The organism is Pseudomonas sp. P110(2024), assembly GCF_057480795.1.
Window position 1 is genome coordinate 176,839 of the sequence record NZ_JBLIYT010000009.1, and the last position, 22,958, is coordinate 199,796.

At 64.1% G+C, this 22,958-nt stretch carries 15 protein-coding genes; 7 read left to right on the forward strand and 8 right to left on the reverse strand.

The features are described 5' to 3' along the window. Window positions 1–44 precede the first annotated feature (44 nt). Window positions 45–887 (reverse strand): RHS repeat-associated core domain-containing protein, encoded by an 843-nt coding sequence (locus AC25ND_RS16125; protein WP_082750476.1) that lies wholly within the window; start codon window positions 885–887, stop codon window positions 45–47. A gap of 245 nt (window positions 888–1,132) precedes the next feature. Next, on the reverse strand, window positions 1,133–1,567 hold the full coding sequence (locus AC25ND_RS16130) for a hypothetical protein (protein WP_182321863.1): 435 nt from the start codon (window positions 1,565–1,567) through the stop codon (window positions 1,133–1,135). Between AC25ND_RS16130 and trmL the strand changes: the two genes are divergently transcribed. After that, window positions 1,566–2,021, forward strand: a complete 456-nt coding sequence (gene trmL / locus AC25ND_RS16135) for a tRNA (uridine(34)/cytosine(34)/5-carboxymethylaminomethyluridine(34)-2'-O)-methyltransferase TrmL (RefSeq protein ID WP_028688410.1) — start codon at window positions 1,566–1,568, stop codon at window positions 2,019–2,021. The genes AC25ND_RS16130 and trmL overlap by 2 nt on opposite strands. A gap of 69 nt (window positions 2,022–2,090) precedes the next feature. On the opposite strand, the gene secB is transcribed toward trmL, so the two are convergent. From secB to AC25ND_RS16150, 3 genes are read right to left on the reverse strand one after another with little or no spacing between them, the layout of a single operon-like run. Next, a complete protein-coding gene (gene secB, locus AC25ND_RS16140; RefSeq protein WP_011531802.1) occupies window positions 2,091–2,573 on the reverse strand; it encodes a protein-export chaperone SecB in 483 nt (160 codons plus the stop codon). Between the two features lie 39 nt (window positions 2,574–2,612). Continuing rightward, a complete protein-coding gene (gene grxC, locus AC25ND_RS16145; RefSeq protein WP_003249204.1) occupies window positions 2,613–2,867 on the reverse strand; it encodes a glutaredoxin 3 in 255 nt (84 codons plus the stop codon). Window position 2,868: 1 nt separating this feature from the next. Continuing rightward, entirely contained in the window at window positions 2,869–3,282 is a 414-nt protein-coding gene (locus AC25ND_RS16150) for a rhodanese-like domain-containing protein (protein WP_028688411.1), read from the reverse strand. Window positions 3,283–3,490: 208 nt separating this feature from the next. Here AC25ND_RS16150 and gpmI point away from each other — a divergent pair, with 208 nt between their 5' ends. From gpmI to AC25ND_RS16170, 4 genes are all read left to right on the forward strand, one after another. After that, window positions 3,491–5,026, forward strand: coding sequence for a 2,3-bisphosphoglycerate-independent phosphoglycerate mutase (gene gpmI / locus AC25ND_RS16155; protein ID WP_486976434.1), 1,536 nt, complete (start codon window positions 3,491–3,493; stop codon window positions 5,024–5,026). A gap of 140 nt (window positions 5,027–5,166) precedes the next feature. Beyond that, window positions 5,167–6,465, forward strand: coding sequence for a murein hydrolase activator EnvC family protein (locus tag AC25ND_RS16160; protein WP_236180825.1), 1,299 nt, complete (start codon window positions 5,167–5,169; stop codon window positions 6,463–6,465). Between the two features lie 87 nt (window positions 6,466–6,552). Then, a complete protein-coding gene (locus AC25ND_RS16165; RefSeq protein WP_486976435.1) occupies window positions 6,553–7,884 on the forward strand; it encodes a S41 family peptidase in 1,332 nt (443 codons plus the stop codon). A 9-nt stretch (window positions 7,885–7,893) separates the two neighbouring features. Further along, window positions 7,894–8,658 carry a divergent polysaccharide deacetylase family protein gene (locus AC25ND_RS16170; protein WP_062362600.1) on the forward strand — a complete coding sequence of 255 codons (765 nt, stop codon included), beginning with the start codon at window positions 7,894–7,896 and terminating at the stop codon, window positions 8,656–8,658. 5 nt (window positions 8,659–8,663) lie between these two features. On the opposite strand, the gene AC25ND_RS16175 is transcribed toward AC25ND_RS16170, so the two are convergent. Next, window positions 8,664–13,334, reverse strand: coding sequence for a dermonecrotic toxin domain-containing protein (locus AC25ND_RS16175; protein ID WP_486976436.1), 4,671 nt, complete (start codon window positions 13,332–13,334; stop codon window positions 8,664–8,666). 161 nt (window positions 13,335–13,495) lie between these two features. Between AC25ND_RS16175 and AC25ND_RS16180 the strand changes: the two genes are divergently transcribed. Beyond that, on the forward strand, window positions 13,496–14,923 hold the full coding sequence (locus AC25ND_RS16180) for a trypsin-like serine peptidase (RefSeq protein ID WP_028688417.1): 1,428 nt from the start codon (window positions 13,496–13,498) through the stop codon (window positions 14,921–14,923). Between the two features lie 45 nt (window positions 14,924–14,968). Here AC25ND_RS16180 and AC25ND_RS16185 read toward each other — a convergent pair whose 3' ends face one another. Then, on the reverse strand, window positions 14,969–19,651 hold the full coding sequence (locus AC25ND_RS16185) for a dermonecrotic toxin domain-containing protein (protein ID WP_486976437.1): 4,683 nt from the start codon (window positions 19,649–19,651) through the stop codon (window positions 14,969–14,971). Between the two features lie 135 nt (window positions 19,652–19,786). Continuing rightward, entirely contained in the window at window positions 19,787–21,790 is a 2,004-nt protein-coding gene (locus tag AC25ND_RS16190) for a BCCT family transporter (protein WP_028688419.1), read from the reverse strand. A 479-nt stretch (window positions 21,791–22,269) separates the two neighbouring features. Between AC25ND_RS16190 and betI the strand changes: the two genes are divergently transcribed. After that, window positions 22,270–22,926: a transcriptional regulator BetI gene (gene betI / locus AC25ND_RS16195; protein WP_028688420.1), complete on the forward strand. Its 657-nt coding sequence runs from the start codon at window positions 22,270–22,272 to the stop codon at window positions 22,924–22,926. The last annotated feature ends 32 nt before the right edge of the window (window positions 22,927–22,958 follow it).

Genomic DNA, 22,958 nt, shown 5'->3' on the forward strand with positions numbered 1-22,958 from the left:
AACGGCCAATGAACGCAACAGACATGAAGCAGGATTAGATCGACTTACTTCATGTCCCTTAATTCACCAGCGACCTTAAGAACGTCATTGTGTGCCTGCTGTATCACTACCTCGGACAGATCCGAGGCCGTGCCGGCGTTGATTGACTCCCTCACTTGCCCGAACAACGCAGGAATTTTCTGTTCCTGTTTCACGCTGCTCAGCGTCAGATAGTGCAAGGGATCCTGCGCTTGCCTTGCCTCACGATACTGGGCAGCTTTCTTGGCTCCCCAAAGCGCAAAACCCGCCCATGCCGCCACACTGCCCACAACAGGGTTTACCGCCACACCCACCAACTGAAGCGCATTGGTGGCAAACGCAAGCCCTCCCAAGGCGACCTCACCACTATCGACGGTGAGCCGCGTCAGGCTAGGGGCCACCTCGTTCAGTACACGATGATCGGTCGAATGCGCCTTTTTCGCCTGCACCTCCACCCTGCTCAGGAGGCTTTTGTGCAGATCCCTTGCCCCATCCTGAAAGACGAGGCCCGAGAAGACGGCATCTCTCACCAATCCCCACCAGCGCCCACCAGGATCACTCCGATTGACTGGATCACCAGCACAATAGCCATATGCGTTGAGCCCCCCTCTGCCGAATGGGCTGTGGCGATCCGGTGACAGGAAGCGCAATGCGGTTGGCGAATAGCAACGGTAGCCGTTGCCCAGCTGATAGGTGCCCATCGGTCTTTCGCAGAGCTGCCCGCAGAAGCCGAGAGTCGGACCTTCTGCAAATGCAGTGGCACCGTATGGCGTATACGCCCTGGAGTATGAACTCCCTCCGAAAGATGATCGCTGGTGATCGAGCATCGGCAAGTGCAGGCCCATGAACAATCCCTCCCACAGGACCATGACTCATGAGCAGAACGTTAACCAAGGCTGGCAGTGGCCGAAACTGGCAAAACTATCAGGTCCCAGCTGCACCGTTGCTGTGCCACATGCACCAGCACAAGGCAGATTAGCCTTCAAAACCCTCGAAACATGGCCGGAACACCGCATTCCAGGGCCTGCAAGACCTGGCACGCTCCCTGCTAAGTATCCAGTACCTCCAGTTTTGGGGACCTCGGTACAGGCAGGCCGGGAAATCCCCTCTTTTATTAGTGCAGCCTCACCTGCACCCGCCAGCGCCCCGCCTCCTCCCTCGCGTTCCAGTCGCCGCGCAGGGGGCGGGCGGCCACCAAGGTCAGTACCAGCCCTTCCTCGCTCTTCTGCAGGCGCCAGCCCACCGGCTTGTCCTGCAGCGTCAGCTGACCACGCTGTGCCTTGCCCTGGGCCTCGAACACGATGGCAACGGTGCCTTGGACATTCTCGCCATGCAGTCTGGGTTCTTCGTTGAACCACAGGTCCAGGCCATCCTGCACCACCTGCACCTGCTCGAGCACCCGTTCCTCCGGGGTGGTCAGGCGTCCGATCATCATGCCCACCATCAGCCCGACAATCGCCAGCGACAGGATCACCCGCGGGAAGGCCTTCGAACGCGGGTCGGGTTCGGGGGTAGAATGCTCGTTATCCTCATGCTTGGAGCCGTGCATGTTTCACGTCATCCTTTTTCAACCAGAAATTCCGCCGAATACCGGCAACATCATCCGCCTGTGCGCCAATAGCGGCTGCGACCTGCACCTGATCGAGCCGATCGGCTTCGAACTGGATGACAAGCGCCTGCGCCGGGCCGGGCTGGACTACCACGAGTATGCCACGCTCAAGCGTCACCAAAGCCTGGCCGAATGCCTGGAAAGCCTGAATCAGCCGCGGCTGTTCGCCTTTACCACCAAGGGTTCGCACCCGTTCCATGAGGTCGAGTACCAACCTGGCGATGCGTTCCTGTTCGGGCCTGAAAGCCGTGGCCTGCCGGCCGAGGTACTGGACAGCCTGGCCCCCGAGCAGCGCCTGCGCCTGCCGATGCGGCCGGGGTGCCGGAGCCTGAACCTGTCCAATACCGTGGCGGTGACGGTGTACGAGGCGTGGCGGCAGCAGGGGTTTGCCTGAAAGGTCTTTCGCGGGGCACACCGACGAACAAAAAAGGGCGACCGAAGTCGCCCTTTCTTGTTTCAGCGATTACTGCACGGTCGGCACTTCGCCGGCTTCCTGCATGCGCTGCATCTCTTGCGCGTACAGGGCGTCGAAGTTGACCGGCGACAGCATCAGCGCCGGGAACGAGCCACGGGTCACCAGGCTGTCCAGGGTCTCACGGGCGTACGGGAACAGGATGTTCGGGCAGAACGCGCCAAGGGTGTGGCTCATCGAAGCGGCGTCGAGGTTGGCAATCAGGAAGATGCCGGCCTGCTGCACTTCGGCGATGAAGGCCACTTCGTCGCCGTTCTTGACGGTCACCGACAGGGTCAGCACGACTTCGTGGAAGTCGCCTTCCAGGGCCTTCTGGCGGGTGTTCAGGTCCAGCGAGACGCTCGGCTCCCACTGCTGGCGGAAGATCTGCGGGCTTTTCGGCGCCTCGAACGACAGATCGCGCACGTAGATGCGCTGCAGGGAGAATTGTGGGGCGTTGGCGTCAGTGGCGCCGTTGGTCTGTTGCTCGGTCATGGCAGATCCTTTTCCTAATGTTCTTGAATGCAGTGCGAATCAGGCCGCCAGCAGCGCGTCGAGCTTGCCCGCGCGCTCCAGGGCATAGAGGTCATCGCATCCACCGACGTGCGTGCTGCCGATCCAGATCTGCGGCACCGAGGTACGGCCGGCCTTCTGGCTCATTTCGGCGCGAACCTGGGGTTTGCCGTCGACCTTGATCTCCTCGAACGCCACGCCCTTGCTCTCGAGCAGGTACTTGGCGCGCATGCAGTAGGGGCAGTAGTCGCTGGAATAGACGATGACGGGCTTCATATCACTTCACCAGGGGCAGGTTATCGGCTTTCCAGCTGGAAACGCCACCGCTGAGCTTGGCGGCGGTGTAACCAGCCTTGAGCAGTTCGCGGCACAGGGTGCCGGACTGCTGGCCCATCGCGTCGACGACGATCAGGGTCTTTTCTTTGTGTTTTTCCAGCTCGCTCATGCGGCCGGCCACTTTGTCCTGGGGAATGTTCAGCGCACCGACGATATGCCCGGCCGAGTATTCCTTGGCGGTACGGATATCGATCACCACGGCCTTGTCGGCGTTGACCAGCGCGGTCAGCTGGCCGTTGCTCAGGCTCTGGCCGCCACGGCGGACTTCGTTGATCAGCAGCAGGACCAGCAGGACGACGAAAATGGCCACCAGGATGTAGTGATCTGTCGCGAATTGAATCAGGTGAGCAACCATCAGGGGTGTTCCAGGCGATTGAAAATGGCGGCCAGTATACACAGCGCCCCATGACCACCAAAGCCCACTGGGCTGGCGGCAAACGCGTCTTCATGTTGCATGCCTCTGACCGCGCCTGTCGGGCAAGGGGAGGAATATTCGCCGTCGCTGGCGGATTTGCCCTAAAATGCGTGTCTTTATCATCTTTGAACAACCGTGAGTTTGATTGATGACGAGTACGCCTAAACCCCTGGTCCTGATCATCCTGGATGGCTTCGGTCACAGCGAAAGCCCCGAATACAACGCCATCTTCGCTGCCAACACGCCGGTCTACGACCGCCTGCGCGCCACTCAGCCGCATGGCCTGATCTCCGGTTCCGGCATGGACGTGGGACTGCCCGACGGGCAGATGGGCAACTCCGAAGTCGGACACATGAACCTTGGCGCCGGCCGTGTGGTGTACCAGGACTTCACTCGGGTGACCAAGGCCATCCGTGACGGCGAGTTCTTCGAGAATCCCGTGCTCGGCGGCGCGGTGGACAAGGCCGTCGGTGATGGCAAGGCCGTGCATATCCTCGGCCTGCTCTCCGACGGCGGCGTGCACAGCCACCAAGACCACTTGGTCGCCATGGCCGAGCTGGCCGCGCAGCGTGGCGCCGAGAAGATCTACCTGCACGCCTTCCTCGATGGCCGCGACACCCCACCGCGCAGCGCCCAGTCGTCCATCGAACTGCTCGACGCCACCTTCGCCAAGCTGGGCAAGGGCCGCATCGCCAGCCTGATCGGCCGCTACTACGCCATGGACCGCGACAACCGCTGGGACCGCGTGAGCGCCGCCTACAACCTGATCGTCGACAGCGTCGCCGACTACACCGCCGACACCGCCCTGGCCGGCCTCGAAGCCGCCTATGCCCGCGACGAGAGCGACGAGTTCGTCAAGGCCACCCGTGTCGGCGAAGCCGTGAAGGTCGAGGACGGCGACGCGGTGATCTTCATGAACTTCCGCGCCGACCGTGCCCGCGAGCTGTCGCGTGTGTTCGTCGAGGCCGATTTCAACGAATTCCCTCGCGCCCGCCTGCCGAAACTGGCGGCCTACATCGGCCTGACCCAGTACTCGGCGAAGATTCCGGCCCCAGCGGCGTTTGCCCCGGCCAGCCTGAACAACGTACTCGGCGAATACCTTGCCAAGAACGGCAAGACCCAACTGCGCATTGCCGAGACCGAGAAGTACGCCCATGTCACCTTCTTTTTCTCGGGCGGGCGCGAAGAGCCGTTCGAAGGCGAAGAACGCATCCTGATCCCATCGCCAAAGGTCGCCACCTATGACCTGCAGCCAGAAATGAGCGCCCCCGAGGTCACCGACCGTATTGTCGAGGCCATTGAGCAGCAGCGTTACGACGTGATCGTGGTCAACTACGCCAACGGCGACATGGTCGGCCACACGGGCGTATTCGACGCGGCGGTCAAGGCCGTGGAAGCGCTGGACGGTTGCGTCGGTCGCATCGTCGAGGCGCTGGACAAGGTCGGCGGCGAAGCGCTGATCACCGCCGACCACGGCAACGTCGAGCAGATGGAAGACGAATGCACCGGCCAGGCGCACACCGCCCACACCACCGAGCCGGTGCCGTTCATCTATGTCGGCAAGCGTCAGGTCAAGGTCCGCGAAGGCGGCGTGCTGGCCGATGTGGCGCCGACCATGCTCAAGCTGCTGGGGCTGGAAAAGCCGGCGGAAATGACCGGAACCTCGATCCTGATCGATGCTTGAGGGTTGTACTGGGGCCGCTTTGTGGCCCCGAAATACCCTAATTCCAGACCAACGCCCCGCCGCCCAAGCCGCGGGGCGTTTTTTTTGCAGGCCCGCAAGGGCATACTAGGCCAGTCTCCATCCCCGGTACGCCAAACCCCATGCTCCGCGCCCTCTTTTTACTCGCCCTGTCATGCCTGCTCACCCCGGCCTTCGCCGACGAGCGCGCGCAGACCCAGCAGCAGCTGGACGCCACCCGCCAGGACATCGCCGAGCTGAAGAAGATGCTGGGCAAGCTCCAGGAGGAGAAAGCCGGCGTGCAGAAAGACCTCAAGTCCACCGAGATCGACATCGGCAACCTCGAGAAACAGGTGGAGGCACTGCAGCAAGAACTAAAAAAGACAGAGGGCGAGCTGGAGCGCCTTGATCACGAGAAAAAAAAACTCCAGAGCGCCCGCGTTGAACAGCAACGCCTGATTGCCATCCAGGCCCGTTCCGCTTATCAGAACAATGGCCGCGAGGAATACCTCAAGCTGCTGCTGAACCAGCAGAACCCCGAGAAGTTCGCCCGCACCCTCACTTATTACGATTACCTCAGCAAGGCACGCATGGAGCAGTTGCGCGCCTTCAACGAGACCCTGCGCCAGTTGGCCAATGTCGAGCAGGACATCGCCCGCCAGCAGGAACAGCTGTTGACCCAACGCGCCGACCTCGAAGGCCGCCGCCAGGCGCTGGTGGCCGAACGCGACAAGCGCCAGCAGGTGCTGGCCAAGCTCAACAGCGACATGAAAGAACGCGACCAGAAGCTGCAGCGCCGCGAGCAGGACCAGGCCGACCTGGGCAAGGTGCTCAAGACCATCGAGGAAACCCTCGCCCGTCAGGCCCGCGAGGCCGAGGAAGCCCGCCAGCGCGCCCTGCTGGCCAAGCAGGAAGAAGAAAAACGCCGCAAGCAGCAGGCCTTGGCCGCGGCGGCCAGCGCCCAGGAACCCGAGGAAGCGCCGAAGAAGGCCCGTACCACCCTCGGCCCAGTGGTTTCCAGCGATGGCGCCAGCTACGGCGGTGCTTTTTCTGCGGCCCGGGGAAAACTTCCATGGCCAGTCAATGGTCGATTGCTGGCACGCTTCGGCGATACCCGCGGCGGCGATGCCCGGGCCAAGTGGGACGGGGTGATGATCGGCGCCAGCGCCGGCACCCAGGTGCGCGCCGTGCACGGCGGGCGCGTGGTGTTCGCCGACTGGTTGCGCGGCGCTGGACTTCTGGTCATTCTCGACCATGGCAATGGCTACCTGAGCCTGTACGGCCACAACCAGAGCCTGCTCAAGAGCGCTGGCGACATCGTCAAGGCCGGCGATGCCATCTCCACCGTCGGCGACAGCGGTGGCCAGGACAACGCGGGCTTGTACTTCGCGATTCGCCAGCAGGGCCGGCCAACCGACCCAGCGCAATGGTGCCGAGGCTAGTTAATGCTACTTTTACGGCGCCGCCCACGAAACGGTGGCACCGATGCTCCCAACGGGAGCACCAACAGGATCAGGAGTTCGTTTGACATGCTGCACTCGCCTCGCCTCACCCAGCTGGCCTTGACCATCGCTCTGGTCGTCGGCGCGCCCCTGGCCGTTGCCGCCGAGCCGGCCAAGCCGACGACGGCCAAGCCCGCCGCCGTGCCGGCCACCGAGGTGACCGCCAAGGCGCCGCTGCCGCTGGACGAGCTGCGCACCTTCGCCGAGGTCATGGACCGTATCAAGGCAGCCTATGTCGAGCCAGTGGATGACAAGACCCTGCTGGAAAACGCCATCAAGGGTATGCTCAGCAACCTCGACCCGCACTCGGCCTACCTTGGTCCCGAGGACTTCCAGGAGCTGCAGGAAAGCACCAGCGGCGAGTTCGGCGGCCTGGGCATCGAAGTGGGCATGGAAGACGGCTTCGTCAAGGTGGTCTCGCCCATTGACGACACCCCGGCATCCCGCGCCGGCATCGAGGCCGGCGACCTGATCGTCAAGATCAACGGCGCGCCAACCCGTGGCCAGACCATGACCGAGGCCGTGGACAAGATGCGCGGCAAGATCGGCGAGAAAATTACCCTGACCCTGGTGCGCGACGGCGGCACGCCGTTCGACGTGACACTGGCCCGCGCGGTGATCCAGGTCAAGAGCGTCAAGAGCCAGCTGCTGGAAAACGACTACGGCTACATCCGCATCACCCAGTTCCAGGTCAAGACCGGCGACGAGGTAGGCAAGGCCCTGGCCAAGCTGCGCAAGGACAACGGCAAGAAGCTGCGCGGCGTGGTCCTCGACCTGCGCAACAACCCCGGCGGCGTGCTGCAGTCGGCGGTGGAAGTGGCCGACCACTTCCTGACCAAAGGCCTGATCGTCTACACCAAGGGCCGTATCGCCAATTCCGAGCTGCGCTACTCTGCCGATCCGGCCGACGCCAGCGAACGCGTGCCGCTGGTGGTGCTGATCAACGGCGGTAGCGCCTCGGCTTCGGAAATCGTCGCTGGCGCCCTGCAGGACCAGAAACGCGCCGTGCTGATGGGCACCGACAGCTTCGGCAAGGGCTCCGTACAGACCGTGCTACCACTGGCCAACGACCGTGCGCTTAAGCTCACCACCGCGCTTTACTTCACCCCCAACGGCCGCTCGATCCAGGCCCAGGGCATCGTCCCGGACATCGAGGTGCGTCCTGCCAAGCTTACCGCCGAGGCCGACAACGACAACTTCAAGGAAGCCGATCTGCAGGGTCACTTGGGCAACGGCAACGGCGGCGCCGACCGTCCGAGCGGCAGCAGCAAGCGCAAGGACCGCCCACAGGACAACGACTTCCAGCTCAGCCAGGCCCTCAGCCTGCTGAAGGGCCTGAACATCACCAAGGGCGACTGACCGTTGCCAATGCGTTACCTGCTGTTCACGCTTATCTGCCTGATGCTCGGTACCGCCCAGGCGGCGCCGGGCAAGGCCTACCTGAGCATCATCATCGACGACCTGGGCCAGAACAGCGAGCGTGACAGCCGCACCCTCGCCCTGCCTGGTCCGGTGACCATGGCGATAATGCCCGACACCCCGCACGCCACCGACTTCGCCCGCCAGGCCCACAAGGCCGGACGCACGGTGATCCTGCACATGCCCATGGACCCGGCCACCGGCCCCTACGCCTGGCACCCTGGCACGCCGATCGAGGAGCTGGCCCGGCGCCTGGACGCCGCCTTGACAAAGGTGCCCTTCGCCGCGGGTATCAACAACCACATGGGCAGCCGCATGACTGCCCAGCGCAAGCCGATGCACTGGCTTATGGAAGAACTACAGCGCCGCCACCTGTTCTTCGTCGACAGCCGCACCAGCGCTGCCACCGTGGCAGCCGCCGAAGCGCAGACCGTCGGCCTGGCTCATGTTTCGAGGGATGTGTTCCTCGATGACGTGCGCACCACAGAGGCGATCAGCGGACAGTTGCAGTTGGGCATTGCCCAGGCGCGCAAGCAAGGCTCGGCGGTGCTGATCGGCCACCCCTACCCACAAACCCTGGCGGTCCTGGAGGAGCAACTGCCCCGGCTGAAAAGCCAAGGCATCGAGCTGATCAGCCTGCACCAGATGATCGCCGAACGGGGCAACCAGGCCACGCCCGCGCACGGCAAGCAAGGCCGCTACCTGAACCGCTGAGCGCCTCAGTCGAAGGGAATAACGCCCTCCACCTCACCCAGTCGCACTTCCCCCCGGTAGATCGCCAGCAGGTCCTTGCCACTGGCCGCCGCATGCAGTTGCGCCTTGCGCCCCAGCTTGCGCTGCGACCACAGCTTGAGATGGCCCTTGCTGAATTGCCGTGTGCCGGTGGTCGTTGCAGGGTAGTGGAAATGCGCCTCCCACAGGCCCTCGCCCTGTTGCTCACCCGCCCGCTGACGGCGGCGAATCTCGTAAACGTCCAGGTAGTCCTTGGCCGACAGCATTCGCCGTGGGCCGGCCCGGTGAACCGTCACTTCGTTGTGCTCGAACAGAAAGCGCAAACTCTTCGCCGTGGGGTGGGAGGTGACCAGGTACATGCCCGTCAGCAGGTCACGCTGGGTCGCCTGCAGACGCGTCACCGCCTGGCTCAGGTTGTCGAACAGCTCGTCTTCAGGGGTCAGCCTAGGCAACTTGGCCTGCACCTCCTTGAGTTTGCCGATATGCCCCTCCATCACCGCGGAAAGCCCGAGCGCCTCATCGGACTTGACGTACAGCCGGGCCAGGTTGATTACCGAGTCCACCTGGCCGACCAAGGCATGGGCACGCTGACGCGCGATGCGCGGGTCCTTGGGCGAAACGGGCGGAAGGTCGTCAGCCCCGCTCCCCGAGGCTTGCTCGACCCATTCCCCACCCTGGTTGTGGAAAGTCTTGATCACGCTTTGGGTGCGGAAGTCCCGCTGCTGGATCACCGCGACACCGTCGATCTCCACCTCTTCACCCAGGACGCTGCGCCCGCGGCTGGTCCTGACTACTTTGCGCCTGCCGCCGCGTGGCGCGTAGGTGGAAGCCTGTCTCACCGGCGGCAGCTCGAGTTCCTTTTCCCGGACGGCCTCGGCCAGGTCTTTTTCCGCCAAGTTCTTGAGGCCTTCGAGGGTCTGCTTGTACTGCTGTAAACGATCCTGCCGGATCGCCTGGCCACCGAGGCTACTCAGGTAGTCCGCCATCCCCCTGGCCTCTTCGTAGGCCTCCAGGATGCCCGTCAGAACGTCGATCCGCTCATTGACCGAAAGCTCGCTCCCGGCCAGGTCACCATGGGCATTGCCCGCACTCTTCAGGGCTTCGCTGGCCAGGTAGTCGAGGTACTGCTCCAAGGTACGCTCCTCGACATCCACCAAGCGGTCGAGGCTGACCTCGGCCAGGTCGAGCAACAGGCGGAAATCCAGGTCGATGGCCGACAGGCGTCGGCGCTCGATAGTCTGCTTGAGCTCGGTGTCCTTGTTGATCCTCGCCTCGTTCTTGTCATTCTTGAACACGATCGAGGTGTCGTTCAGGGTATCCACGAGCACCTTGTCCAGCACTCGGGAGATGTCGACCAGATCGGTCTCCCATTTGATGACATTCTCCAGCGAGGCCAGGAACGTCTTGTAGTGCTGTATCTCCAGCGCTCCCTCGGGGCGCACGGCGACATCCTTGGAGATATCATCCAGCCCCTCTTCGTTGATCATCGAGGCCATCTCGTTGTAGTACACCGAAAGATTCCCGACGAGGGCCTGGCGCACGCCACTGCGCTGCTCCGCGAGCGAAGCTTGCAGCGCCGTGTCGTCGATCCGCATGTCGTGCAGGCGAGCAAGGAGCCGGTCATGCTCGATACCGTTCTCCACCACCGCCTTGAGTTCGTAGATGACTTTCTCGTTGATCTTCTTGCGCAAGCGCCGAGTCAGGTCGAGGACGTTCTGGTTCAGCTCGTCCAGTGCGGGCAAGGCTTCCAATGCGGCAATCTGACGGTCCTTCTGGTTCAGTAGGTCGCGGTGGTCCTCCAGTAGCTTGCCCAGTCGGTTGTTGGTTTGCGCGAATACCGTCTCGCTATGACGCAGACTGTCGAACAACCTCTGGTTTTCCTCCTTCATCGCCTTCAGACGACTGCGCGGCATGCCGCCGCGCAGGCGCAGCGCCGGGTCGATCCGCCACTGGCCGTCGACGAACACCGCCCAAGGCCCCGCTTGCCCGGCAAGGTCGACGATGCGCACCCCCTCGCCAGAGACACGAGCGCGGTACACATCGCCACCCAAGGGCAAATAGTGATGTCCCTCGAGCGCATACAGCCCTTGATGGTCACCGCTTCCAATCGCCTCCAGACCGTCAAGCGATTGCCCGACACGCAGGGCTTGCAGCGCCTTGCGCCGCTCGGCCGTGAGCACGTTGAGCCCTTGGGCGCCGCGCCACGAGAAGTCCAGCCGTGTGGCCGCGTCACCCAGGGCCCCCGCTAACCCGACCTTGCCCTGCGAAGGCTTGAGTGCCTGTGCGCGGCGAGCTGGCTGCAGCAACGGCAGGCGCTCGATGGCCGATGCAGGCACGATCGATTGCGTGACGGCCGACGCCCCTGGCAGGCGCAGGTGCATCAACGCCATTGACGCGTTGAGCAGCAGGTCCACCACGGCCGCGGAGCGCTCGAACGCGTTGTCGCCACGCAGCGCCGCCAGGTCGTTCTGCATCCCTGTGATGCCCTGCGCCAGCCAGGCAACAGTGGCCACAGGCCCGCGCAGCAACAGGCTGACCACATCGAACAGCAACCAGGCGCCCTGGGTGAGGATCGCCCAGCGGCTTTCCCGATTGGAAACCGATTGCCGGTCGGCCAGTTCCACCAGCAGATCGCGGTTGGCCTGGTACAGCTTGGCATCGACGTCGCGCTGCCAGAACTGCGCCTCGAAGGTGGCAGGCTTGACCCGCGAAGGCAGCACCGAGGTGTCGACGATCGGCCGCAGCAGGTGCGGCTCGATAAAACCGCCGCGGCCATAGACAAGACGCGCCTCGGGGGTGAGCCAGTCGAGGACGCTGTCCTGCAGCGCACCGGACTGGCTGATCGCCGCCATCATCGCCCTAAGGCTGGCGTACTCGATGAGCGCGGCATTACCGTACAGCGGCCGGTACAGCAGCACACATTCAGGTTGGGTGGAAAATAGCACGTACATGCCCGCCGCCTTGTCGCTGGAGGTCGCATCGGGCTCGCGCTTGAACGCCAAGGGCATCAGCATCTGCGCAGGCGACTGCGGATCGACGACACCGCGGCAGTAGTCGACCACGCAGCCCAGGGCCGCTTCGCTGAGGGTCTTGGCCAGGCGTGCCGAAAGGGCGCTGAACAACAGCGAGCAGCGCCACTCGCGCCCGAACCGCACGACCCGCTGCGCGCGCTGGGCAGGGTCGTCCAGGCACTGCGCCACGTAGTTCGGGTAGTGCCCGCCGATATCGACCCGCTGGACCAGTGACTGCACGTAGCCCGGGTTCATCCAGTCCATGATCAACTGGCCCTTGCGGTGTTCGACGGCGCTCAGCAGCGCGCCTTGCAGCGAACTCAGGTTGCCGATGGCGAATTCGGTCAGGCTCATGCGTCGGTGCGCCACGCTGCCGCCACCCACGCCTGCGCCCGCACCGCCGGGTGTGCCTCGGGCGATGGTCAGGGTCAACTCCAGGTCGTCCGGGAAGTAGTTGGCGTCGTCGGGATGGTCGGCCAGCAACTGCGTACGCAACTGCTGGCGCGCGTAGGCCTGTAGGTCGAGCACGCCATCCAGGGCGCCGACACCATCGGACAGCGCCTGCGCCAGGGCCAGGTCGAACAGCGCGCACTGGCAAGCGAAGCTGTCGGCCGGCACCGCGTGCAGAAACTGCGGCGGCAATAGCGCGCGGGCTTGCGGGTCGTTCACGCGGAAGCCCTCGATGAAGGGGCGCGACGGGTCGCACAGCGCGGCGAAGCAGCGCTCCAGGGCGTCGACATCGGCCAGTTGCGAGTAGCGGACACGGCGCACGCGCTCGAGCGACGCCTCGAGCATCAACGTGCTCAGCTGGGCGAACGCATCGCCCTCCAGTTCGTAGCGGTTCCACACGAACGTCTCGAACGCCTGCTCCTGAGCGAATGCATCGCGCAGGAACAGGACCAGGGTTTCGAGCGAGTCGAACGCGCGGATGGCACTGGAAGGCATGCACCAGAGGAACACCTTGCGCGCATCGCTTTCGCCCATGAGCAGCAGGTTCGGCAGCAGCGTGTGGTAATGCTCGGCGCCTTGGCTCAATTGCACCTGGAGCACACTCACGCTAGGCGATTGCTTGCCGCCTTGAAGCAGGCCATGGACGTAGCCCTGTTGCTCGGCATCCAAGCCTTGCAGAGGCAGGTTGGCCAACCAGGCCGACTTCATCGCCTGTTGCAGCCAGCGGTCGCGGCTGACCCCGGCACTGCCCGTGCCTTGCCAGTACTCGACCTGCGCCTGGCAGAAGTGCTCGGGCAGCAGTACCAGCAGGTCATTGAGCGCGTCGGTCAGCGCTTCGAGTCTGACCACGTCGGCATCGGAACCTTCGAAGGGGGCCGGGTTGGCGTAGAACCGGCGCGGGACCTCAAAGCTTAGGCGGTAGTCCAGACCAGCCACCCGGGAAAAATCGAGGACGCGTCGATCCAGCAGCGCTTGCAGGATGTAGTCGACGAACGGCTGGTTGCGCCAGGTGGTATCCGCTTGGGGGATCATCAGGTACAGCACCTCTGCAGATGTCAGCTCCGGGCGGTACTCGGCAATCGTCGGGTGATGCTCAATCAGCACCTGCATCAACTGCCGCCCCGCGACCTGGCGCAGGGTCGGGCGGCTGGCGAACTGAATCGCCACGGCGTGCTTGTCATCGGTCAAAGGGGTCATGGGCGGGCGGCTCCAGGCTGAGGGTGGCCAAGGAGCGTATACAGCCAAGAACGCGGGGCAGGCCTACATATTGCTCAGCGCGGTGACGTCATCAATAAGCACCACAACGCAGGGTCCGGTTACGGCAGCGTGACGGCGCCCCCCACGAAGAGAACCGCCCCATGCCCATGCTCCCCACCAACGCCCTGGCCAGCGTACTGGCCCTGACCACCCTTAACGCCATCGCCGCCCAGGCGGTGCCCACGCCGCTGACCAATGCCAACGGCGAAAACGCCCACTGGACCGGCATCGGTCGCCTGAGCGTGCCGCCCTACACCCAATGCATCGCCACCCTGATCGACAGCCGTGAGCAGACATCTGCCACCAACGGCCCCGCCTACGTGCTGACCAGCGGCCACTGCCTGAGCACCCGTAACGGCCAGATCGTCCATGACGCACCGGCGCAAGGTACGATCACATTCAACTACTTCATCGACACCCCCGATACACGCGCCGCCTTCCCCCTCAAGCGCACAGTGTGGAGCAGCGTGCAAGGCAGTGACCTGGCCCTGGTGGAACTGCAAGCCAGCCTGGCCGATGTCATGGCCGCCGGGGTCGAGCCGTTGACGCTCGGCAAACGCGCCCCAGCGGGCAGCGAAGTGGTGATGGTGGGTGAGCCCAGCCGACCAGACAGCGGCTTGCGCGCGGCGTATTGCAAAGAGACTGACGTGGACAGCGTGACCGACTTCCCCTGGGTCTGGCGCAAGCTCAAGACCAACGACTGCCCCACCCGTAGCGAAGGCGCCTCAGGCAGCCCGGTGATCGAACGCGCCAACGGCCGCGTGGTCAGCGTGCTCAACAGTGCGGCGGTCGGCCAGGCCTGCGCCCCCGGTGGCGCCTGTACGCCCATGAACAACTTCGCGATTCCGGTGCAACGGGTGATGGGATGCTTTCGCAACGCACACGTAGACCTCAGCGTAGAGGGCTGCGACCTGCTGCCCGGCTTCCAACTCGTCCAGAAGCCGCCCATCCGTCTGCTGAAGCGGGTAGCCAGCGACGCGCAGGGCCAGCCCCTCCCCGCGACATGGAACATGAGCTTCAGCCTCGATACCCCTTACTACCGCTACAAAACCGTGCGCGATGCGCTGGCCTGCGAGGATCCTGTCGGCTACAGCGCAACCCTAGCGTCCAGTGAAAACCACATCGACGACCCGATCGGCAGCCAACCCGGCAGGTATCACCTGTGCCTGATCGGCGTGCAGTCGGCCGACCAACTGCCTTCGCCAGCGTTAATGGCCAATGCCTTGAGCGTGCCGCTGGAACTGCTCGCCGAGGGCTCGCCGCAGGTGCGCTACAGCATCGATCGTCACCAAGCAGGCCATGTACGGATCAACTGGCAGACTGACCAGCCCTACTTGCGGCGTTACGTGCTCAAGCTGGGTAAGCCGGACGCAGTCGACTGCACCAATCCCTTTGGTTACCGACGCGCATTGATGTCGTCTCAGGTCATCACGGCGGCGCAGCTTCCGGTCACCCTCTGCAGCCGGGCGATCGATCTCGACGGGCAGGTCTCGGCCACCCGCAGCGAGTTGCTGAGCCCGGAAAGTTGATGATCGAAGGCCCTGTCGTGAAGACCGGGCCTGTTCCTGCGGGCGTCAGGTCAGCGGGATGATGCCCTGCACATCGGCCTGCTCCAGACGCCCGCGGTGCACCCGCTGACCGCTGGCGGCCTCGTACTGCCGGCCCAACAAGCGTTGGCTCCAGAGCTTGAGGTGGGCGTGGGTGAAGTCCGCCAGGTTTGCCGCTTGCGACGGCAAGTGGAAATGCGCGGCCCAAAGCGGGCGACCCTTGCTGCCAGCCGGCGCGTTCAGACGCACGATCTTGAACTCATCGAACGGGCTGGTGTTGACCGAGCTCTCGCGCCGCACGTACTCGACCTTGATCAGTTGCTGCTCATGCAGGAAGCGCAACCCCTTGGCCGTGGGGTATGGGGTCTTGCCGTAGAGCAGGGTCAACTGTTCGACCCGGTAAGTCTTCAAGGCCTCCAAGGCCTTTCTCAGCGGGACGGTAGCCGTCGCCTGCGCCCCCTGCTCGGCGAAGCCTGCCAAGGCTTGCTCCAACACCTTCACCTGCTCACTGAGCAGGCGATCCAGCAGCGCGCCACTGACATCGTCCTGCACATACGCCTGGGCGGCGTCGAGCAGGTCCTGGTGGTCCGCGAGCAGCGCCTTGACCTGCGCAACGACGTCAATCGATGGGCCTGGCTGCACGCTGGGCGCGGGCGCGTCCTCAACACGCTCGACCCAGGCATCCCCTTGGCGCTCGAACACCTGCAAGACCTTGTCGGTGATCGACTGGCGCACCTCCAGGACAACCCGTCCTTCGTGGTCTACCTCGGTGGCGATGAGCAACTGGCCGTCGTCATTGCGAATTATCCGCTTGGGCTCCTGGGCGACGGGGTAAGGCACGCGCCCGCTGGACGTCGGCGCACCGTCCTGCTCGGCGATGGCATCGACCAAGCGGCGCCCCGCGTCCTCCTTGAGCAGGATCATGTGAGCCCGGTAGCGGCGCAGCATCACGGGGTCGAGCAACTCGCCAGCCTGGGGCTCGATGTGCAGGCTGTGTACGATCGCGGCGGTGTACACGTCCCAGGCCTCTTGCAGGATGCTGATCCGGTCGGCCGCCGACAGGTTGGCCTTCAACGAATCCCCATGCGCCGAGGAGGCGCGATTCAGCGCAGGGTTGACCAGCCCCCGCTGAAACCTCAACAAGCGCCGCGGCATGCTCCTGGACTCCAGCCGCAACGCGGCCTCCGCGAGGTTCAACACGTGCTGGAAACGCAAATCGATCGTGGTGAAGCGCCGCCCCATGATCAACTGCGCCACGCTGCGGGCCGTCGTCGTGGCGCTGACATTCAGGGTATCCGGCACGCCGAGCAGCAGCACGTCGAGCTCGCCGTGCAAAGCAAGCACCCGCTCGTTGATCTCGCAGAGATCGATGAGTTCGTTACGAAATTGCCGATATTGCTCCGCCACTTCGAAAAGGTACTTTCCTCTGAACTGTTTGCGCATCTCACTGATGTGCGCGTAGTCGGCCAGCGTATAGAGTTCGGTCAGCGCGAAATCGGCGTTACGAATCGTCGACTGCGTGAGCAGGTTCAACTGGCCATCGAGGAGCGCGCCCGCGCCATGCTGCCGGTAGCGACCATACTTGGGCTCGAGCATCACCTTGATCTGGGCGATCTGCTTGCGATCGGGCGCCATGACCGCGTCCAGCGCCGACAGCGCCTCGAGCCGCTTTGCCTTCAACGCCGTGTTCAACTCGGCGAGTCGTGCCTGGTAGCTGGTCATCAGGCGGTCGGAGCCGACCTTGTCGAAGCAGGTGTCGCCTGTTATCTCGGCGTCCAGGCGACGCTTTCGCTCCGCAGCCTCGAGCACGCAGAGCTGATCGTGCTTGCGTTGCAATACCAGCGCTTCATCAAGGGTTGGCTTGAGAACTCCCGCCGCCTGGTTCGATTCCAGGGTCAGCCGGTCGATCTGCGTGAGCATCCTGTTGAACTGCTTTTCCAGGGAAGGCTTGGGCATGCCACCGCGCAAGCGCAGCCGGGTATCGACACGCCAGGCGCCCGCCTCGTAGGACAAGTAAGGGCCATGCCCACCCGCCGGGTCGACCACGCGGATGCCGTCGTCCGATGCGCTCACGGCAAACACTTCGCCCAGCATCGGCACGCAGTCCTGCCCAGCCACCCGGTAAACCCCTGATGCCTGTGGCTGCTCACCTGCGAGTGCCACGTTCGAGCGCATGGCCATCAACGCCTTGCGCCGCGAGGGCGGCAAGTCGTTGAAGCCCTGGTTGCCACGCCAACTGAAGTCCACAACGGCTGCGTCGCCCACCACTGGCTCTGGCCATGCCAAGGGCCCAGGTGACGTGACCCGGCCTTGGCTCGGCACGACCTTGAGCGCCTGGTAACGGCCATCCTGGGCCGGTGCTTGCGTGAACGCCGCCGCACCGGGTAAAGGCTTCGCATCGGCGGGGGGAGCCTTGGGCAGGTGCGCGTGCAGCAAGGTCATGCCGGTGTTGATGATCAGGTCGACCGTGGCCGCGTCCCGGTTGAAATAGTCACTGTGGGCCACCGCCTCGAGATCGCTGTCCAGGGCGCTGAGGGTTTGCACCAGCCATGCCGCCGATGCCACCGGGCCACGCAACGCCAGGCTGGCCACGTCGAACAGCAGCCAGGCGCCCTGGCCGAGCAGCGCCCAACGGCTTTCTGCCGTGGAGGTGCTTTGCGCGTCGGCCAGCGCCACCCGCAACGCCTGGTTGGCGGCATAGAGCTTTTCATCCACACCCGTGGCCCAGTGGCAACTGGCGAGTTCGGCGGGGGCCGGCTTTTCCGGCAGGTTATAAGGGTCGATGCCGATGCTGCCGATGTGCGGCTCCTTGAACCCGCCGTGGTCATAGATGGAGCGTGCCGTTGGGTTCATCCACGCCACCAGGCTCTGCTGCAGCTCGGTGGAGGCGCGAATCGCCGCCATCATCGCCTCCAGGCTGGCGTACTCCAGCAGCGTATCCTTGGCGTAGAGCGGACGGTACAGCAACACCCGCGAGGGCTGCGCACAGAACAATACGTACATGGCCTGGACCAGGTCGGAATGCGTGGCGTCGGGACGGCGCTTGAAGGCCAGGGGCGCCAGCACGCTACTGGGTGACTCAGGATCCAGGTGGCCTTGGCAGAAATCGACGACGTGTTGCAGCCCGGCATCGGAAACCTTGCCATCGAGCTTGGCCAGCAGGGCACTGAATAACAGCCCCTGGCGCCACTCCCGGGCGAAGTGCCGGGTACGCTGCGCCCGGCTTGAAGGGTCACCCAGGGTGGTCGCCACGTAGCGAGGGTATTTGCCTCCGATGTCGACGCGCTGGACCACGCCCTTGAGGTAGTCGACCGTCAGCCACGGCATGATCAATTGTCCAGTGCGGTGCCGTATGCCCTTGATGACCGCCGCGCCCAGTGAACTGAGGTTGCCGATGGCGAAGGCGGTCAGGCTTACCTCGCCCCTGTCGGTCAACGGCTCCCCCCCGCCTGCGCCGCTTCCCGCGCCACCCGGAATGCCCTCGGCGGTGGCGAGCGACAGCAACAGGTCGTCAGGAAAATAGTTCGCTTCTACCGGATAGTCCGCCAGCAACTGTTCGCGCAAGCGTTCGCGCGCGTAGGTCTGCAGGTCCTGGACGCCATCGAGCGCCGAGCCCCCTTCGGCCTGCGCTTGGGCCAAGGCCATACTCAACAGGGCTTCCTGGGCTGCGAAGCTGTCGCTGGCCGAGGCGCTGGACAGGCCTGGCGGGAGTTTGGCCTGAACGCCATCGTCGTGGAAGTAGCCGCCAAGTAGCCACTGCGCGGGGTCGCTCAACTGCGCGAACAGGGCCTCCATCCGTGCCACCGAGAGGCCACGCAGACGCAACTGAGCGATGTGCTCGCACATCCTCGCCAGCAGCAGCGCACTCTGCTGCGCGAACACGTTGCCCTCGAGCGCATGGCGCTCCCAGTTCAGCGTGTCGAAGCTGTGCGCGAGCGCCAACGCATCGCGCAGGGCCAGGCCAAACGCCTCAAGCGACGCGAAGGCCGTGACCTGGGTCGACGGCCTGCACCACAGCACCACCTGCGCTTCGTCCCATTCGCCCACCACCAACAGGCCGGGTTGCACGACCGTGAACACCTGGTCATCCCAGCCCAGCCTGGCCTGCACGACGAACGTCGCCGGCTGCTCGGCACCGCCCTCGATCAGGCCACGCACGCACGCCTGCGCTTTGGCATCGAGCCCCTGCGCAGGCAGGTTGCTCAGCAGCGCCATCTTCAACAGCAACTGCAGCCACCGGTCGCGGCTCTTGCCGGCGCTGCCCCGGCCCTGCCAATAGTCCAGCTGCGCTTGGCAGAAGAGCTCGGGCAAGCGCGCCAGCAACCCGTTGAAGGCGTCCGTCACCCCGCTCAGGCGGCGGGTATCGAACTCGCTGCGCGAGCCGGCGAAGCGGTGGGTCGCCACCAGCCCGAGGTTGTGGTGGCGCCCTTCGAGCGCTTCCAGGTTCATGGGCTGCTCCGCGACCATGGCCTGCAACACCAGGTCGACCAAGCTGTCGGTGGTGTAATAGTTGGTGCCGGGCACAGGGCTGTCGAGCATCAGCGGGTCGGCGTCGGTCAGCGCCGGGGTGACCGACGCCAGCCATGGCAAGTGTTCGAGCAGCAGGCTCAGCACCTGCGTGCTGGCCACCTGGCGCAGGGTCGGACGGTTGGCGAACTGCCGGGCGGCAGCGCCCTTGAAATCGAACAGGGGTGTCGAAGGTGTCGTCATGGTGAACGCCTCCTGGTGAGTGGACTGCCACCATGCCGTCACCCACCAGCCTGCGAGGCTGTACATATTGCGCGCCCCAGAAACGACAAGGGCCCGGCGCTTTCACGCCAGGCCCCTGCCTGTTACCGCTCACGATCAGCTGTAAACACGCCCCAGCAGCTGACGGTGGCTCTCGAACTGATCCAGCACGTCACGCACGATCTGCTCGCGGGTGAAGCCCATCAGGTCGTACTCCTGGCTGCCATCGTGCAGGTACACCTCGGCACGGTAGAAGCGCTGACGCACTTCCGGCTCGCCCTCGACCGGCGCCTCGCTCGGCGCGGCCATGTAACCGTCCAGGCTGGCTTCGTAGACGAAGGGGTTACCCTCTTCCATCATCACCCGCAGGCCCATCATGTTGCGTGACTGGCCAACACGGGTCTCGACCTCGAAGCCCAGGGTGCGAAGCTGCTCGGCGGCCTCTTTCAGCGCCGGGCTGACCTGCTTGTCCATGAAACGCTGGACCACGGCCTGGGTCGGTTGCAGGTCCAGCTGGCTCAGGCGCTCGCTGAAGCCGCGACGGCCACGGGCGGCCAGCTCGGCGCGCTCGCTCTCGACCGCGACGTCCTGCTTCATGGCCTTCATCAGGCCGAACATGAACAGCACCAGGACCACCGAGAACGGCAGGCCGGCCAGTACCACCATGGTCTGCATGGCCTCGAAGTTACCGGCGAACAGCAAGCCGATGGTGACCAGGGTGATGACCACCGACCAGAACACCACCATCCAGTGCGGGGCGTCCTCGTCGACCTTGCCGCCTTTGCACGACAGGTTGGCCATCATCACCGCGCCGGAGTCGGCGGGAGTCAGGAACAGCACGAAGCCGACGAACACGGCTACACCGATGACAATCTTGGCGGCCGGGAAGAACTCCAGCAGCTGGTAGATCGACATCGACGGCTGTTCGAGCGCCGTCTTGCCCAGCTCCACCGCACCCTGGTTGATCACCAGGTCCAATGCGGTGTTACCGAAGATCGACAGCCAGGCCAGGGTGAAGCCCAGGGGAATCAGCAGCACGCCGCTGACCAGCTGGCGCACGGTACGGCCCTTGGAGATACGGGCAATGAACATGCCGACGAACGGGCCCCAGGAGATCCACCAGGCCCAGTAGAACACGGTCCACAGGCCCAGCCAGCGCTCGGACTTGTCGTTGTCGCCTTCATAGACGTACAGGTCGAAGGTCTTCAGCACGACACCGTTGAGGTAGTCGCCGATGTTCTGCACGAAGCCGTTGAGCAGGTGCAGGGTGTTGCCGGCCAGCAGCACGAAGATCAGCAGGCCGCTGAACAGCAGGATATTCAGGTTGGACAGGCGACGGATACCGTTCTCCACGCCCGACACCGCGGCCACGGTGGCAACGCCCGCCATGACCAGGATCACCACCAGCAGGTTGGTCTTGCTGTGGTCCATGCCGAACAGGTACTCCAGGCCCGAAGCCACCTGCATCGAACCGATACCGAGGTTGGTCACCAGGCCCAGCAGGGTGACGAACATGCCGAAGATGTCCACGGCATGGCCGGCGCCACCCTTGACCCAGCGCTCACCGACCAGCGGATAAAGCGCCGAGCGCAGTGCCAGCGGCTGGTTGTGACGGTAGGCGAAGTAACCCACGGCAAGCCCCACCAGGGCGTAGATTGCCCAGCCGTGCAGGCCCCAGTGCAGGAAAGTCAGCTGCAGGCCCTGGCGCGCGGCCTCGAGGCTGGCCGGGGTGCCCTCGGGTGGGTTGAAGTAGTGGTCCAGCGGCTCGGAGGCGCCGAAGTACAGCAGCGAGATACCGATGCCCGAGGAGAACAGCATGCCGGCCCAGGCGCCGTAGCTGAAATCGGGGGTGTCGTCCTTGCCGCCAAGCTTGAGCTTGCCGAAATCGGAGAAGGCCAGGTAGACGACGAACAGCAGGTAACCGCAGATCACCAGCATGTAGTACCAGCCGAAGGTACGGGTCAGCCATTTCTGGGCAACGCCCAGCGCCTGGCCGGCGGCTTCGGGTACAGCAATCAGCAGGGCAGTCAGAACGAGGATCATCAGCGCAGAGGTGTAGAACACCACGCGGTTGACCCGTACCCGCTCGGCGGGAGGCTTTGTCAGGGAGGCAGAACTCATTGCACGAATGCTCCGGGCAGTGCGGCAGTGGAGGCTAAACAGTTATTTCCCGCGCAATTGGTGCAATAGCCCTACTACGCAAGGTGTTATAAAAGGCACCTGGAAACCGTGATCCCGAATCGAAACGCTGCAAAAAATACAGACCGGCCGTCTGTCGCCTTGCCACGCACTCAGCAGAAGGTGCGCGCATTCGCCACAGACCACCTGGCCCGCTCCAAGGGCCGACCGCGCAGTCCATGACCGCTCGGCAGAATCTGTCCTTTGCATCGCTCATGCCCGTCAACGCCTTGTATTCCGGGGGTTACACGATTTCCTGGGGTGTCGATTCGTGTCCCTTTGACGGCCTGAAAAACTGTCAATGGCACAAATTGTCGCAGAGCTTATTCTTTATTGATTGAACGTTCAATCAAAACAAAATAGACTGGCCTTCGCCGAGGCAGCCGCTCGTCGTCTGCCCGCAGGCCTGAGGAGATAGCAAGATGCCCAAGGTCGGTATGCAACCCATCCGCCGCCAGCAGTTGATCGAAGCCACCTTGCAGGCGGTCGATCAGGTCGGACTGGGCGATGCCAGCATTGCGCTGATTGCCCGTTTGGCCGGCGTGTCGAACGGCATCATCAGTCACTACTTTCAGGACAAGAACGGCCTGATCGCAGCGACGATGCGCCACATCATGAACATGCTCAACGAGGGTGTGATCGCGCGTCGTCAGGCACTCACGGACGATAGCCCGCGTGCCCACCTGAAGGTGATCATCGAAGGCAACTTCGATGCGAGCCAGGTGAATGGCCCGGCAATGAAAACCTGGCTGGCCTTCTGGGCCTCCAGCATGCACCAGCCGTCTTTGCACAGGTTGCAGCGGATCAACGATCACCGTCTGTATTCCAACCTGTGCTGCCAGTTCCGCCGCGTCCTGCCGCTCTACCATGCGCGCAAGGCTGCCCGCGGGCTGGCGGCCCTGATCGACGGCCTGTGGTTGCGTGGCGCCCTGTCGGGTGATGCATTCGACACCGACCAGGCGATACGCATCGCTTACGAATACATGGATCTACAACTGGCGAAACAGCAGTCCCTGGGCACAACCGACCAGGCCTCTGAACAGCCGCGCGCAGCGACCAGCCAACCGGCAGGAGCGTGACGCGGCAGCCAACCACACACTGCACTTGCGAG

What these genes read in the sequence shown, in the direction of transcription:
- AC25ND_RS16150 (WP_028688411.1), bottom strand. Translation starts at nt 3,282, where the DNA reads ATGGTTGCTCACCTGATTCAATTCGCGACAGATCACTACATCCTGGTG.
- betI (WP_028688420.1), top strand. Translation starts at nt 22,270, where the DNA reads ATGCCCAAGGTCGGTATGCAACCCATCCGCCGCCAGCAGTTGATCGAA.
- trmL (WP_028688410.1), top strand. Translation starts at nt 1,566, where the DNA reads ATGTTTCACGTCATCCTTTTTCAACCAGAAATTCCGCCGAATACCGGC.
- AC25ND_RS16130 (WP_182321863.1), bottom strand. Translation starts at nt 1,567, where the DNA reads ATGCACGGCTCCAAGCATGAGGATAACGAGCATTCTACCCCCGAACCC.
- AC25ND_RS16190 (WP_028688419.1), bottom strand. Translation starts at nt 21,790, where the DNA reads ATGAGTTCTGCCTCCCTGACAAAGCCTCCCGCCGAGCGGGTACGGGTC.
- AC25ND_RS16125 (WP_082750476.1), bottom strand. Translation starts at nt 887, where the DNA reads ATGGTCCTGTGGGAGGGATTGTTCATGGGCCTGCACTTGCCGATGCTC.
- grxC (WP_003249204.1), bottom strand. Translation starts at nt 2,867, where the DNA reads ATGAAGCCCGTCATCGTCTATTCCAGCGACTACTGCCCCTACTGCATG.
- secB (WP_011531802.1), bottom strand. Translation starts at nt 2,573, where the DNA reads ATGACCGAGCAACAGACCAACGGCGCCACTGACGCCAACGCCCCACAA.
- AC25ND_RS16180 (WP_028688417.1), top strand. Translation starts at nt 13,496, where the DNA reads ATGCCCATGCTCCCCACCAACGCCCTGGCCAGCGTACTGGCCCTGACC.
- AC25ND_RS16175 (WP_486976436.1), bottom strand. Translation starts at nt 13,334, where the DNA reads ATGACCCCTTTGACCGATGACAAGCACGCCGTGGCGATTCAGTTCGCC.
- AC25ND_RS16160 (WP_236180825.1), top strand. Translation starts at nt 5,167, where the DNA reads ATGCTCCGCGCCCTCTTTTTACTCGCCCTGTCATGCCTGCTCACCCCG.
- AC25ND_RS16165 (WP_486976435.1), top strand. Translation starts at nt 6,553, where the DNA reads ATGCTGCACTCGCCTCGCCTCACCCAGCTGGCCTTGACCATCGCTCTG.
- AC25ND_RS16185 (WP_486976437.1), bottom strand. Translation starts at nt 19,651, where the DNA reads ATGACGACACCTTCGACACCCCTGTTCGATTTCAAGGGCGCTGCCGCC.
- AC25ND_RS16170 (WP_062362600.1), top strand. Translation starts at nt 7,894, where the DNA reads ATGCGTTACCTGCTGTTCACGCTTATCTGCCTGATGCTCGGTACCGCC.
- gpmI (WP_486976434.1), top strand. Translation starts at nt 3,491, where the DNA reads ATGACGAGTACGCCTAAACCCCTGGTCCTGATCATCCTGGATGGCTTC.